Genomic DNA, 14154 nt, shown 5'->3' with positions numbered 1-14154 from the left:
CTCTCACGTCGGCGGAATTCTTGAATATCCCCCAATCAGTCCCCTCTTCCTCCGGGAGAGGGCTAGGGTGAGGGTGTGCTTTTAGCTCTTCATCCCCAACCGCTTGGCCATCCGCCCAAGATTCGCCCTATCCAGCCCCAACTCCCGCGCCGCACTCGCCCAATTATTCTGATTGCGTTCCAGCGCCGCACTGATCAAGCGGCGCTGATACTCCTCAGTGGCGCTGCGCAAGTCGCCATTGATCAACGGTGCCACGGCTAAAATATTGGCAGTAGGCGCGGGCGAGTTATCCACAACCTCACGCGGCAGATCCAGATCCACCGCGCTCAAACTGAGAATCTTCGGCCTTACCTTGCAATTGCCCAGCGCCTTCAGTGCGCTGCGCCCGATCAAGTGTTCCAGCTCGCGCACGTTGCCCGGCCAAGTGTAGGCGAGCAACGCGTCCTGGGCGTCGCTGCTCAGGCGCAGGCTGTTGAGGCCCATGCGCGAGCGGTTCTGTTCCAGAAAGAAGCCGCTGAGCAGCAACACATCGCGGCCGCGATCGCGCAGCGCCGGGACCCGCAGCGGGTACACGCTCAGGCGGTGATAGAAGTCGGCGCGGTAGCGGCCGCTGCGCACTTCTTCAGCCAGATCGCGGTTTGTCGCGGCGATCAGGCGCACATCGACCTGGTGTTCCTTGTCCGAGCCAAGCCGCTGCAACTGGCCGCTTTGCAGCACGCGCAGCAATTTGGCCTGCACGGTCAGCGACAATTCGCCGACTTCATCGAGAAACAGCGTGCCGCCATTGGCCAGTTCGAACTTGCCGCGGCGGTCGCTGGTGGCGCCGGTAAAGGCACCGCGCACATGGCCGAACAGTTCGCTCTCGACCAGGGTGTCGGGCAGGGCGGCGCAGTTGAGGCTGATGATCGGTTTGTCGGCGCGCGGGGAGGCGGCGTGGATCGCCTGCGCCACCAGTTCCTTGCCGACCCCGGTTTCGCCGGTGATCAGCACGGTCAGGTCGCTGCCGCCGACCAGATTGATTTCCTCCACCAGGCGTTTGTGCGCCTTGCTCTGGCCGATCATTTCGCGCGGCTGCTGGCCGCTGGCCTGGCGGTAGACCTCGGCGCGCTGGTGCTCGTCCTCGGCACGCAGCGCCAGGCGTTCGATGCGTTCGGCGGCGTTGACCGTGGCCGAAGCGAGGCTGGCGAAGGCTTGCAAAGCGTCGAGTTCGATCGGCTCGAAACGCTCCGGGTCGAGCGCATCAAGGGTAATCAGGCCCCAGAGTTTTTCCTCGACGAACAGCGGGCAACCGAGACAGTCATGGACTTCGAGGTGATCGCCCAGACCATCGACCAGGCCATCGTAAGGATCGGGCAAGTCGCTGTCGGCGGCGAATCGGGTCGGCCCGGCGCCGTCCAGCAGGATGGCAAAACGTGGGTGTTCGCTGACTTTGAAGCGTCGGCCGAGGGTGTCGGTGCTCAATCCATCCACCGCCAATGGCACCAGCCATTCGCCGTCGAGGCGCAGCAACGCGGCGGCGTCGCACGGCAGCAGGGCGCGCAGGGCTTCGAGCAGGCGTCGATAGCGCTCGCCTTCGGGCAGTTCGCGGGACAGGTCGGAGACCAGCGGCAGTAGAGCGGTGAGCAAGGATTTGGCGGTCATGGTCTTGTAGTCAAAGAGACTCTATGTAGTCGCTATGACTATAAGGTGCTTTGAGTCTAAATGACTACTCAAAAAATAAGCCATTGATTTATAACGATAAATTATCTGGCACGAAAACTGATAAGCCTAAGGTAATTCTCAAAAAGCTCAGGAGTCACTCTTATGCTTAGCGTTCAGGATCGTGCCATCGTCAAATCCACCGTGCCTCTGCTGGAAAGCGGCGGTGAAGCGCTGATCACCCACTTCTACCGCATGATGCTCGCCGAATACCCTGAGGTACGTCCACTGTTCAACCAGGCGCACCAGGCCAGTGGTGACCAGCCGCGTGCTCTGGCCAACGGCGTGTTGATGTATGCGCGGCACATCGATCAGCTCGACCAGTTGGGCGATCTGGTGGCGAAGATCATCAACAAGCACGTCGCCCTGCAGATCCTCCCGGAGCACTACCCGATTGTTGGCACCTGCCTGCTGCGCGCCATCTCCGAAGTGCTCGGCGACGAGATCGCCACGCCTGAGGTCATGAGCGCATGGGGCGCGGCGTACGGGCAGCTGGCCGAGATTCTGATCGGCGCGGAGACGGCGATCTACGACCAGAAAGAACAAGCGGTCGGCGGCTGGCGCGGGGCGCGGGAGTTCATCGTGGTGGACAAGGTCGAGGAGAGCGCGGAGATCATCTCGTTCTACTTCGAACCGGCGGACAAAGGTCCGATCCTTGCTGCGCAGCCGGGCCAGTACATCGGCATGAAGTTGATCCTCGATGGCGAAGAGATTCGCCGCAACTACTCGTTGTCGGCACTGGCGAACAAGGGCCAGTACCGCATCAGCGTCAAACGCGAGCCGGGTGGTCGTGCGTCCAACTACTTGCACGATCAACTGCACGTCGGCGCAAGCATTGCGCTGTTCCCGCCATCGGGCGAGTTCACCCTGACGGCCAGTGACAAGCCGTTGGTGCTGATCAGTGGCGGTGTCGGCATCACTCCGACTTTGGCGATGCTTGAAGCAGCGCTGCAAACCGAACGCCCGGTGCATTTTATCCACTGCGCGCGCAATGGCAGCGTGCATGCGTTCCGCGACTGGGTCGACGGTCTGGCGGCGCGTCATCCACAGCTCAAGCGCTTCTATTGCTACGCCGAAGATGACGGCGTAAGTCCGGCGGCGGACAAGCTCGGGATGCTGAGCGCCGAGCAGTTGGGTGAATGGTTGCCGCAACAGCGCGATGTCGATGCTTACTTTCTTGGGCCGAAAGGCTTCATGGGGGCGATCAAACGGCATCTGAAAGCCTTGGGTGTACCGGAGCAGCAGAGCCGTTATGAGTTCTTCGGGCCGGCGGCGGCTCTGGAATGATCTGAAACGCGGTTGCCTTGATTCGCGAGCAGGCTCGCTCCCACAGGATTTGTGTTCGACGCAGATCCAATGTGGTAGCGAGCCTGCTCGCGAAGGCCGTTACGCGGTGTCTATTATCAAATTCTGTTTAAAGGTTAATCATTCCTTAACCGCCTTATCGTTTATTCCCCCGCTACTGCGCGGCGTAATGTCCCGCGTGTAGACTTGCGGGCAACCATCAGCCGTTCAACGGCTGAACCATGGATTTGAAAGGGAAACGCGATGAGCGAGGAAACGATTCGACTGGGACGTGAGCGGCGCTTTCTGGTGCTGTTGGGGGTCATCTGTCTGGCGCTGATCGGTGGCGCTCTTTATATGCAGATCGTGCTGGGCGAGGCGCCATGCCCGCTGTGCATCCTGCAGCGTTATGCCTTGCTGCTGATTGCGCTGTTCGCCTTTATCGGCGCGGCCATGCGCACCCGACGCAGCATCACGGTGTTCGAAGTGCTGGTGGTGATCTGCGCGATCGCCGGGGCCGGCGTCGCCGGGCATCACGTGTACACCCAGTTCTATCCGGCGGTGAGCTGCGGCATCGATGTGTTGCAGCCGATTGTCGACGACCTGCCGTTGGCGAAGATCTTCCCGCTGGGCTTCCAGGTCGACGGTTTCTGCTCGACGCCGTACCCGCCGATCCTCGGTCTGTCGCTGGCGCAATGGGCGCTGGTGGCGTTCGTGCTGGTGGTGATCCTGGTGCCGCTGCTGACCTCGCGCAACCGAAAAGAACTGCGCTGAGTCAACTCTTCGGCTGATTGGCCGATACAGAAAACGCCTCGATTTGCGGATCAGCCGATCGAGGCGTTTTGCATTTCAGAGTGTTTGTGAAATCACCGTGACGAACGGCAACAGAGAGTGCGGCAGGTGTGCGACATGTTGTCACACGCGCCCTGTCGCAGGGCGTTTCGGCGACCCGGATTGGCGTAATGTTACAAAAAAGGATTGGTCTGTTTCGGCATTTTTCTGGTTTTGCACGGATGTGCCAGATCAGGCAGTTTTAACAAGCTCTGGCAGATGGCCAGAGGCCTTTGAATATCGGGCTTTGCGCCGATTCGGTGGCGGGAAAAAGACTTCGGAGCTGTCTGAACTGAGGTGTATAGGCCTACATTTTTTGGTGTTTTTGTTGAGAATTGATTTCGATAACATGCGGAACTTTTGCAAAAACGGTGATGGATTGTTGCTCTGAGCGATAAAAATTATTTCGGGATAAGACATGGTGTATAGGGCGCTACCTATCTACAATCGCCCGCATTGAATTCCCGGCACTGCTCGGCCTTTATAAGGAACCGGGCAGGAAGTCGGGTGTCGAGCAGGCCGAAAGGCTTTTGAGACACCCAGGTGTCGGTGCCTTCCAACTTTCCGCACCAAATGGAATTGGTCTGTAACAAGGCCTTTGACCACGAATTCGAATAAGAACTGACCGCTGTCCCAAGGTTTTGTCGAGCGTCTGACGCGCGACGGGCGGCCCTTATTCAATCCAAAGAAAATGCCAACCCTTGGCAGGGTGAAGTGTTGGCGATCAAAACCCAACTGCATTGCGCAAGCTGCTTTAGAGGTCGTGAGATGAGTAAAAACAGGTACCCCAGATTACTAGGCCTAGTGCCGCTGCTCGGCACGTTGTTGCTGGGAGGCTGCAACATGACCCTGCTCAATCCAACGGGCCAGGTCGGCCTGGAACAGCGCAACCTGATCATCACCGCCACGCTGCTGATGCTGTTGGTCGTTGTGCCGGTTATCGTCATGACCTTCCTGTTCGCCTGGAAGTACCGCGCGTCCAACAAGGATGCCGTCTACACCCCGAAATGGTCGCACTCGACCAAAATCGAAGTGGCGGTCTGGACCATCCCGGTTCTGATCATCATCGCCCTGGGTTACATCACCTACATTTCGACCCACAAACTGGACCCGTACCGTCCGATTGAATCCGACGTCAAGCCGGTGACCATCGAAGTCGTTGCGCTGGACTGGAAGTGGCTGTTCATCTACCCGGAACAAGGCATTGCCACGGTCAACAAGATCGTGTTCCCGGCGCACACGCCAATCAACTTCAAGATCACCTCCGACGCCGTGATGAACTCGTTCTTCATCCCGGGTCTGGGCGGCCAGATCTACGCGATGGCGGGCATGCAGACCAAGCTGCACCTGATCGCTGACCGCAACGCTGAAATGGACGGTATCTCCGCCAACTACAGCGGTGCTGGTTTCACCGGTATGAAATTCAAAGCGATCGCAACTTCTCAGGAAGATTTCGACGCCTGGGTAAGTGAAGTCAAAAAGGCACCTAAACAGCTTGAACAAGCTGAATACGCAGCCCTTGCCAAGCCAAGCCAGAACAATCCAGTCGAGCTCTACTCCTCGGTCACGCCGAACCTGTTCCAGATCATCGTCGACAAGTACGAAGGCATGAAACCGGGCAAGCCGCTGAAGCACGAGAAGAAAGAGAAAGAAGTGGCGGCAACGGATATGGACTCGAATTCGCATTCAGCTGCCGGGGCAGAGGAGTAAACGATGTTTGGTAAATTAAGTTGGGAAGCGATCCCTTTCCACGAGCCGATCGTGATGGTCACCATCTCGATGATCGCGCTCGGTGGTCTGGCGTTGTTCGCTGCAATCACCTACTTCAAGAAGTGGACCTACTTGTGGACCGAGTGGCTGACGTCGGTCGACCACAAGAAAATCGGTGTGATGTACATCATCGTGGCCATGGTCATGCTGCTGCGTGGCTTTGCCGACGCCATCATGATGCGTACCCAGTTGGCCATGGCCACCGAGGGTTCGCCTGGCTACCTGCCACCTGAACACTATGACCAGATCTTCACCGCTCACGGTGTGATCATGATCATCTTCATGGCGATGCCATTCTTCACCGGCCTGATGAACCTTGCAGTGCCGCTGCAGATCGGCGCGCGTGACGTTGCCTTCCCGTTCCTGAACTCCCTGAGCTTCTGGCTGCTGGTGTCCGGCGTTGTACTGATCAACCTGTCCCTGGGCGTCGGCGAATTCGCCAAGACCGGCTGGGTTGCCTATCCGCCGCTGTCGGGTCTGCAGTACAGCCCTGGCGTGGGTATGGACTACTACATCTGGGCGCTACAGCTATCCGGGTTAGGTACGACGCTGACGGGGGTCAACTTCCTCGCGACCGTGCTGAAAATGCGTACCCCTGGCATGAAACTGATGGACATGCCGATCTTCACCTGGACCTGCACCTGGGCTAACGTCCTGATCGTGGCTTCGTTCCCGATCCTGACTGCTACCCTGGCACTGCTGACCCTCGACCGTTACATGGATTTCCACATTTTCACCAATGAACTTGGTGGCAATCCAATGATGTACGTCAACCTGTTCTGGGCCTGGGGCCACCCTGAGGTTTACATCCTGATCCTGCCGGCATTCGGCATCTTCTCGGAAGTGATCTCGGCGTTCACCGGCAAGAAACTGTTCGGCCACCACTCGATGATCTACGCTTCGGGCGCGATCTCGGTGCTGGGCTTCATGGTTTGGCTGCACCACTTCTTCACCATGGGTTCGGGTGCCAGCGTCAACGCCTTCTTCGGTCTGGCGACGATGCTGATTTCCATCCCGACGGGTGTGAAACTGTTCAACTGGCTGTTCACCATCTACCAGGGCCGTCTGCGCTTCACCAGCCAGGTGATGTGGACTCTGGGCTTCATGGTGACCTTCGCCATCGGCGGCATGACCGGCGTACTGCTGGCCATCCCGGGTGCTGACTTCGTTCTGCACAACAGCCTGTTCGTGATCGCGCACTTCCACAACGTGATCATCGGCGGCGCAGTCTTCGGCTACATCGCAGGTTTCGGCTTCTACTTCCCGAAAGCGTTCGGCTTCAAGCTGCACGAAGGCTGGGGTAAAGCAGCGTTCTGGTTCTGGATCTCGGGCTTCTTCGTCGCGTTCATGCCGCTCTATGCACTGGGCTTCATGGGCATGACCCGTCGTCTGAACGCCACCACCAACCCTGAGTGGGTACCGTACCTGTACGTTGCCATGTTCGGTGCGGTGATGATCGCTGTCGGTATCGCCTGCCAACTGATCCAGCTGTACGTCAGTGTGCGTGACCGCAACAAGCCAGAGAACATGTGCGAACACGGTGACCCGTGGAATGCCCACACTCTGGAATGGTCGACCTCGTCGCCACCTCCGTTCTACAACTTCGCTGTGCTGCCCAAGGCTGACTGCATCGACCCGTTCACCGAAGCCAAGGAAAACGGTACTGCGTACCAGGCTCCGGCCAAGTACGAGCCGATCCACATGCCGAACAACACCGCCACTGGCGTGGTGATGGGCGCACTGCTGACCGTCTTCGGTTTCGCGATGATCTGGCACATCTGGTGGTTGGCGATCGCCAGCCTGGCCGGCACTGTCATCTACTTCGTGATCCACGCCGCACGTGACGACCAGGGCTACATGGTTCCGGTTGAAACGATCGAGCGCATCGAAGCCGAGCAGCACAAGCGTCTGGTCGCGGCAGGGAAAATCCCGGCCAATGCCACCCGTGTAACCTCGTTGGAACAGGCTTAAACCATGTCGAACTTAGTGACCAATGTTGGACACGCCCATGGTGACCATGGGCACGATGACCATCACCACGACTCGGGCGAGATGACCGTATACGGTTTCTGGCTCTACCTGATGACCGACTGCATTCTGTTTGCGTCGATCTTCGCGGTGTACGCAGTACTGGTAAACAACGTCGCCGGCGGCCCGTCGGGCCACGACATCTTCGAACTGCCATACGTGCTGGGCGAAACCGCTCTGCTGTTGTTCAGTTCGATCACCTACGGCTTCGCCATGCTGGCGTTGTACAAAGGTAAAAAGCAGCAGGTTCTGGGTTGGTTGTTCATGACCTTCCTGCTCGGCGCAGGCTTCATCGCCATGGAGATCAACGAGTTCCACCTGCTGATCTCCGAGGGCTTCGGTCCTAGCCGTTCGGGCTTCCTGTCGGCGTTCTTCACCCTGGTCGGTACCCACGGTCTGCACGTATCCGCGGGTCTGATCTGGATGGGCATCATGATGTACCAGGTCAACAAGCACGGCCTGACGGCGACCAACAAGACCCGTCTGAGCTGCCTGAGCCTGTTCTGGCACTTCCTGGACGTGGTGTGGATCTGCGTATTCACCGTTGTTTACCTGATGGGGACTCTGTAATGGCTAATGCACACTCCCATGACAGCCATGATGCTGGCCACGGCAGCGTAAAGTCGTACGCCATCGGCTTCATCCTGTCGGTGATCCTGACTGCCATCCCGTTCGGCCTGGTGATGTTCCCGACCTTGCCGAAGTCGACCACGCTGGCAATCGTCCTGCTGTTCGCGGTAATCCAGGTGATCGTTCACCTGTATTACTTCCTGCACCTGGACCGTTCGATTGCACAACGTAACAACGTGATCGCGTTTGTCTTTACGGCCATCGTGATCCTGCTGCTGGTTGGCCTGTCGCTGTGGATCATGTTCAGCATCCACACGTACATGATGGCGAAGTGAGGTAGACCCGATGTCGCTCAAGCACTTTATCCAAATCACCAAACCGGGGATCATTTTCGGTAACGTGCTTTCTGTGGCAGGCGGGTTCTTCCTGGCCTCGAAAGGGCATGTAGATCTGGCGGTGTTCCTGGCCGCCATGATCGGCACATCCCTGGTTGTGGCCTCCGGTTGCGTGTTCAACAACTGCATCGACCGCGACATCGACCTGAAGATGGAACGCACCAAGAACCGGGTGCTGGTGCAGGGCTTGATCTCCCTGAAACTGGCCCTGGTCTACGCGACCATCCTGGGTGTTCTCGGCGTTGCCTTGTTGTACAAGGTGGCCAACCCGTTGGCCGCCCTGTTCGCGGTAATCGGCTTCATCATCTACGTCGGCTTCTACAGCCTGTACCTCAAGCGCAAGTCGGTTCACGGCACGCTGGTGGGCAGTCTGTCGGGCGCCATGCCGCCAGTGATCGGTTACGTTGCCGTAACCAACAGCTTCGACATGGCCGCACTGACCCTGCTGGTGATGTTCAGCCTGTGGCAGATGCCGCATTCCTACGCCATCGCGATCTTCCGTTTCAACGACTACCTGGCCGCATCGATTCCGGTGCTGCCCGTCAAGCGCGGAATCGAAGTGGCCAAGAAGCACATCCTGCTCTACATCCTGGCGTTCCTCGTGGCGACCTTGATGCTGACCTTCAGCGGTTACGCCGGCATGAGCTACCTCGCCGTCGCCGCGGCCATGGGCATGTACTGGTTGTACATGGCCTGGACCGGCTACAAGGCGGTGGATGACACGGTCTGGGCACGGAAGCTGTTTGTGTTCTCGATCTTCACCATCACCGCCCTGAGCGTCATGATGTCCCTGGACTTCAAGGTGCCGGCCGAGCTGCTGCTGACGTACGCGCCGTAAGGCTGGATGGCTTCAAGAAAAAACCCCGCACATCGAGAGATGTGCGGGGTTTTTTGTTGATCGGATGTTTATCAAAGGTCGAATTTGTTGATAGTCTGTCTATAGGCAAGTTGCCTATAGTTTGCCCATGCGAACCGTATTTTTTGAAACCACAATATTCACCGCGAGCGTTGGTCGTTACCTGACGGACAATGAGTATCGGGAGTTGCAGAGTTATCTGCAGTGCAATCCAGCGGCGGGCGACGTAATACCGCGGACTGGTGGCTTCCGAAAAGTACGTTGGTCTGATGCACGACGTGGCAAAGGCCGACGAGGTGGCTTGCGGGTCATCTACTATTGGCTTATGAATGATCGCCAGTTCTGGATGTTCGCGATTTATGACAAAGATGAGCTTGAGAACCTGTCCGCCGAGCAAGAGAAGGCGCTCAAAAAAGCCATTGAGATAGAGTTGAGAAAAAGAGGTGCCTCATGAAAAAACGCGACCTGTTTGCGGAATTGATGCAGGGCGTTGAAGAGATGGCCGCCCATCGCGAAGGTAAAATTACGCTGCGCAATACGGTCGTCGAGGACAAACCGGTTCCCGAGGTTGGTGCACAAGAGATCGTTGCACTGCGTGAAAAATTGCACATGTCACAAGCGGTATTTGCAAAGCGAATCAGGACCAGCCCGAGCACATTGAGGAATTGGGAGCAGGAGAAGTCCAAGCCCAATGCTCAGGCGGCACTGTTGATCCGCTTGGTGGAGAAATTCCCTGATATGGTTGAGCGCTTGGGCGCTGTGTAGATAGTTCGTTGATATAGGTCATCAAACCCCGCGATTCGATAGAGTCGCGGGGTTTTTTCGTCCAGAACGACAGGTTGCGGTATCGCCGCAAAACACCTAAATTTGGATCCAGTCTTCAATGATAGCGCCATGCCACTTCCTCGGCGCTCAACTGTTCCACTCCGCGATTTTTCATGCATCGATCAAAAGGCTGGGCGAAATGACTGAGAGGATGACCTGCGACGAACGTTTCATTGCCCTGGCACACGAGCTGAATTACGACATCTACGGCGAGAACACCGCCGGCGGCAATTACGCGCCGCTGATCCGCCACCGCGATGAGTTGTACATCAGCGGCATGGTGCCGCGGGTCAATGGCAGGATTCTGTATCCCGGTCGCGTGGGGTTGGAGTTGACACTCAAGGACGCCCAGGCTGCCGCAAGCATCAGTGCCATGCGCTGCCTGGCGCTGATCGTCGATGCGGTCGGTTCGCTGGACAAGATCCGGGCGTTGTTGCGGGTCACGGTGTATGTGAAGTCGACCCCGGACTTCGTTGACCTGAGTGAGGTGGCCAACGGTGCATCGGACGTTTTCAGCCATGTGCTCGGTGATGCCGGGCGACATACGCGCACTACGGTCGGTGTCTACCAGTTGCCGAAGAACGCCGCGGTTGAAGTCGACATGATCGCAGCGGTGCAGCTGGAAGTCTGACCGCCGCGCCGACCAACAAAAAGCCCCGCCTGAATCTCAGAGCGGGGCTTTTTTGTCGGCGACGGGTTTACTGCGCAGCGATGCTGTAGCCATCGAACGCGGTCTGCTGTTGCAGGGCGGTGATGATGTTCTTGCGGTTGATCGCGTGTTCGGTGCCGGCGTTGTCGACGAAGGTCTCGCCCTCCAACTCGGCTTCTTCGCCTTCACCGACGAAGGTGAAACCGAGGAACTCCAGCGCTTCACGGTCAACGTTCATACGCGAGCGCGGCGTGCGCAGCGGCAGGGTCACGCTGCTGCCGTCCTTGCTGATGGTGAAGATTTCGACTTCTTTCTTGGCGCGGGCGGCTTTGCTCTTGCCGCCGCTCGGGTTGCTGATCGCCTGATGGGTCTGGTTCAGCACTTTGAGCGCGAGGCCGTAGACGATTTCCTGGAATGCCGGATCGTCCTTGAAGCAGGACAGGATGCGGCCGATCGAGAACTTGCTGCTCAGGTCTTCGAGGGCGGCGATGTCGGCGGCCTCGGCGTCCTTGAGGCGCTTGAGTTCGCCCATCAGCTCGTAGGCCTTGTCGTCATCGAAGCTGTCGTGCGCCTGACGGATCGCGGCGCGCAGCTCGCGGATCTGGTCGCTTTCGCGGGTCGACTGGAAAGCATCCAGCACCATCTCGCTGATGATCTTGGCTTGTGGAAGGTGTTGTGAAAGATTGATGGAGTTTTCGTATTCCGCTTTTGACGATTCGGTGACTACGGATTCAGCGGTGTTGAAATCGGACATTGAAATTTCACTACTTTTTTAACTTGAGTTGAGACGAGAAAGCACGGGGTCTTTTTCAGGCCGGTTAATTTAGGGGAGCGGGGCGGCGTTGTCACGGAACAACAGTCCGGTGGTGCGGATTATTTGTCCGGCGTATTCAGGTTCATCGAGCGCACCATCCACTGTTCAGCGGTTTGCTGATCGGTCGGCAGCGTGAAGCGGAAAGTTGCGCCCCGCCCGGCGACATCGACCAACTGAATGTCTCGCCCGTGCAGTTGCAGGATGCGGTGGACGATGCGCAGCCCCAGTCCTCCGTCGCGTCGCGCACCACCAATATTGAACGGACGCAGGAACAGACCTTCGCGCAACTCGGGTGCGATGCCGGGGCCGGTGTCGCTAACCGTGACTTCGACCAGTACGCCCTGGGGTTTCAGATCCAGCTCGATTTCGCCGCCCGGCGGTGTATGGCGCAAGGCGTTGTCCACCAGGTTGGTCAGCACCCGTTCGATCAAGCCAAGGTCGGCGCAGACCGTCGGCAGGTTTGGCCCGAAGCTGGCCTTGAGTTCGACGTGGCGGGCTTCGGCGGCCAGTTCGAATTTCTGGAAGATGTCCTGCAGCAGATCGATCAGGGAGAAGCGTTCCAGCACCGGTTGCACAAAGCCGTGTTCCAGACGCACCAGCTCCAGCAACGATTGCGCCAACCCGCCGACCTTGCGGCTCTGATCCAGCGCGATGCCCAGATAGCGGCGCCGCTCCTCGGCAGAGAGCGTGGCGTCCTTGAGTGACAGGGTTTCCAGATAGCCGTGCAGCGAGGCCAGCGGTGTGCGCAGGTCGTGGGAGATGTTCGCCACCAGTTCACGGCGCTCCTGATCCTGGCGGGTCAACGAGCGCCACTGTTCCCCTAAGCGGTTTTGCATTTGCCGGAAGGCAGCGTCGAGCACAGCGATTTCATCCGGGTCAGCGGTTTTATCCACAGCGGCTGGCATGACGGGCGCAGATTGCGGCGTACCGTCGATGTCGAAGCGGCTGACAGTTTCAGTCAACCGGCGCAATGGCCGGGTAATCAGGTTGAATGCCGTGAGGCCGGCAATCAGGCACAACAGCGCCACCAGCCCGATTGATAGCAACGCGGTATTGAGCGCAGCACTGGTCGCGCCGCGTTCGGCGAAACGATCATGTTCTTCACTGAGCAACACCACGTACAGATAGCCCGCAGGCTTGCCATTGACCTTCAGTGGCGCGGCACTGAACACCTTGCGGCCATCGACGCTGCGCGGGTCATCGCCGAGGATCGGCAGCGGTTGATCGTCGAGCAGGCGCTTGATCGGTACGAGGTCGACTTTTTCCCTTCGCATCCGACCCTCGGGTGCGGCATTGCCGACGATCCGCCCCTCCGTGTCGAGCAGGTACACCTCGACACTCGGGTTGACCAGCATCAACTGGCTGAACAGTTCGCGCACGGCGCCGGGCATCAAGCCATTACTGTCCATCAGCACCGTGTCATGGGCAATGTGCTGGGCCAGGTCCCGCGACAGGCCTTGCACCACTTCCAGCTCGTGCATCTTGCTGGAGCGCACCTGCAGCCATGCCGAGGTGCCGCAGCACACCAGCAGCAACACGGCGAATACGACGGACAGGCGCTGCGACAGGTTCAGTTTCATGGTTGTTCCGTGCCGAATTTATAGCCACGGCCCCACACGGTGAGGATGCGTGTCGGTTGCGCCGGATCGCTTTCGATTTTCGCCCGCAAGCGATTGATGTGCGTATTGACCGTGTGCTCGTAGCCTTCGTGGCTGTAACCCCACACCGCATTGAGCAGGTCCATGCGCGAGAACACCTTGCCCGGTTGGCGGGCGAAGAAATACAGCAGATCGAACTCGCGGGGGGTGAGGTCCAGGCGCGCGCCATTGAGGGTGACATCGCGGGTGATCGGGTCGATGCTCAGACCATCGAGATTGAGGCTGCCGGCGTCCATTTTCAGGTTGCGCGCCATGGCGTCGACCCGGCGCAGCAAGGCTTTGACCCGGGCCACCAGTTCCAGCATTGAAAACGGTTTGGCGAGGTAGTCGTCGGCACCCAGTTCCAGACCGAGGATGCGGTGCAATTCGCTGGAGCGTGCGCTGGTGATGATGATCGGCGTATAGCGCGCCATCGCCCGGGCGCGGCGGCAGATTTCCAGGCCGTCGACCCCCGGCAACATCAGGTCGAGGATCAGCGCATCCCATTGCCCCTGTTGCAACAGGCGCATGCCTTCGTCGCCGTCGGCGCAGTGCACGACGTCGTAATGGTCATCGCGCAAATGCAGGCAAATCAAATCGGCGATGTGTTGGTCATCCTCGACCACGAGGATGCGTCTGGTCGGTTCCATCAAGCTCAATCCTTCGGCGCAGTGAGCGCATTGTGCGGGTTTTCCTCGGGGCGAGTTATCACGAATTCGTTAACTTCCCGTGAGGATTTGGCGATCAACCCAAGCCTAGGCTGTGTTCCATGACAGGCACCTGGAATTTTTGGAGAC

At 58.5% G+C, this 14154-nt stretch carries 14 protein-coding genes; 10 read left to right on the top strand and 4 right to left on the bottom strand.

Features of this window, described 5'->3' with window-relative positions; all coding sequences use genetic code 11:
* Nucleotides 1-81: 81 nt before the first annotated feature.
* On the bottom strand, nucleotides 82-1641 hold the full coding sequence (gene norR / locus V9L13_RS15390) for a nitric oxide reductase transcriptional regulator NorR (protein ID WP_338799951.1): 1560 nt from the start codon (nucleotides 1639-1641) through the stop codon (nucleotides 82-84).
* 162 nt (nucleotides 1642-1803) lie between these two features.
* Between norR and hmpA the strand changes: the two genes are divergently transcribed.
* The 10 genes from hmpA to V9L13_RS15340 all read left to right on the top strand — a co-directional run bounded on the left by hmpA (nucleotide 1804) and on the right by V9L13_RS15340 (nucleotide 10888).
* The gene (gene hmpA / locus V9L13_RS15385; RefSeq protein ID WP_103484048.1) at nucleotides 1804-2985 is read left to right on the top strand and encodes an NO-inducible flavohemoprotein; all 1182 of its coding nucleotides are present in this window, start codon (nucleotides 1804-1806) and stop codon (nucleotides 2983-2985) included.
* Nucleotides 2986-3246: 261 nt separating this feature from the next.
* Nucleotides 3247-3756 (top strand): disulfide bond formation protein B, encoded by a 510-nt coding sequence (locus V9L13_RS15380; RefSeq protein WP_338799950.1) that lies wholly within the window; start codon nucleotides 3247-3249, stop codon nucleotides 3754-3756.
* An 825-nt stretch (nucleotides 3757-4581) separates the two neighbouring features.
* Nucleotides 4582-5523 (top strand): ubiquinol oxidase subunit II, encoded by a 942-nt coding sequence (gene cyoA / locus V9L13_RS15375; protein WP_003227985.1) that lies wholly within the window; start codon nucleotides 4582-4584, stop codon nucleotides 5521-5523.
* 3 nt (nucleotides 5524-5526) lie between these two features.
* Nucleotides 5527-7554 (top strand): cytochrome o ubiquinol oxidase subunit I, encoded by a 2028-nt coding sequence (gene cyoB / locus V9L13_RS15370; RefSeq protein ID WP_003227984.1) that lies wholly within the window; start codon nucleotides 5527-5529, stop codon nucleotides 7552-7554.
* A 3-nt stretch (nucleotides 7555-7557) separates the two neighbouring features.
* Nucleotides 7558-8181: a cytochrome o ubiquinol oxidase subunit III gene (gene cyoC, locus V9L13_RS15365; protein ID WP_003227982.1), complete on the top strand. Its 624-nt coding sequence runs from the start codon at nucleotides 7558-7560 to the stop codon at nucleotides 8179-8181.
* Nucleotides 8181-8516, top strand: coding sequence for a cytochrome o ubiquinol oxidase subunit IV (cyoD, locus tag V9L13_RS15360; protein ID WP_003227981.1), 336 nt, complete (start codon nucleotides 8181-8183; stop codon nucleotides 8514-8516). Before cyoC ends, cyoD begins: the two co-directional genes overlap by 1 nt.
* Nucleotides 8517-8526: 10 nt before the next feature.
* Complete coding sequence (cyoE, locus tag V9L13_RS15355) at nucleotides 8527-9414, top strand: heme o synthase (RefSeq protein WP_003227980.1); 888 nt, start codon at nucleotides 8527-8529, stop codon at nucleotides 9412-9414.
* 127 nt (nucleotides 9415-9541) lie between these two features.
* Nucleotides 9542-9886 carry a toxin gene (locus tag V9L13_RS15350; RefSeq protein ID WP_338799949.1) on the top strand — a complete coding sequence of 115 codons (345 nt, stop codon included), beginning with the start codon at nucleotides 9542-9544 and terminating at the stop codon, nucleotides 9884-9886.
* Nucleotides 9883-10197 (top strand): helix-turn-helix domain-containing protein, encoded by a 315-nt coding sequence (locus tag V9L13_RS15345; protein ID WP_047599259.1) that lies wholly within the window; start codon nucleotides 9883-9885, stop codon nucleotides 10195-10197. Before V9L13_RS15350 ends, V9L13_RS15345 begins: the two co-directional genes overlap by 4 nt.
* Nucleotides 10198-10396: 199 nt before the next feature.
* A complete protein-coding gene (locus V9L13_RS15340) occupies nucleotides 10397-10888 on the top strand; it encodes a RidA family protein (protein WP_338799948.1) in 492 nt (163 codons plus the stop codon).
* Between the two features lie 67 nt (nucleotides 10889-10955).
* Here the strand turns inward: V9L13_RS15340 and V9L13_RS15335 are convergent, their stop codons facing one another.
* From V9L13_RS15335 to V9L13_RS15325, 3 genes are all read right to left on the bottom strand, one after another.
* Nucleotides 10956-11660, bottom strand: coding sequence for a hypothetical protein (locus tag V9L13_RS15335; RefSeq protein WP_003227976.1), 705 nt, complete (start codon nucleotides 11658-11660; stop codon nucleotides 10956-10958).
* 119 nt (nucleotides 11661-11779) lie between these two features.
* Entirely contained in the window at nucleotides 11780-13300 is a 1521-nt protein-coding gene (locus V9L13_RS15330) for a HAMP domain-containing sensor histidine kinase (RefSeq protein WP_338799947.1), read from the bottom strand.
* Complete coding sequence (locus tag V9L13_RS15325; protein WP_338799946.1) at nucleotides 13297-14007, bottom strand: response regulator transcription factor; 711 nt, start codon at nucleotides 14005-14007, stop codon at nucleotides 13297-13299. Before V9L13_RS15325 ends, V9L13_RS15330 begins: the two co-directional genes overlap by 4 nt.
* Nucleotides 14008-14154: the final 147 nt, after the last annotated feature.

It is taken from the genome of Pseudomonas sp. RSB 5.4, assembly GCF_037126175.1.
GTDB lineage: Bacteria > Pseudomonadota > Gammaproteobacteria > Pseudomonadales > Pseudomonadaceae > Aquipseudomonas > Aquipseudomonas fluorescens_H.
Note: the sequence above shows the minus strand (reverse complement) of the source record. Positions and strands in the feature narration are given on the sequence as shown.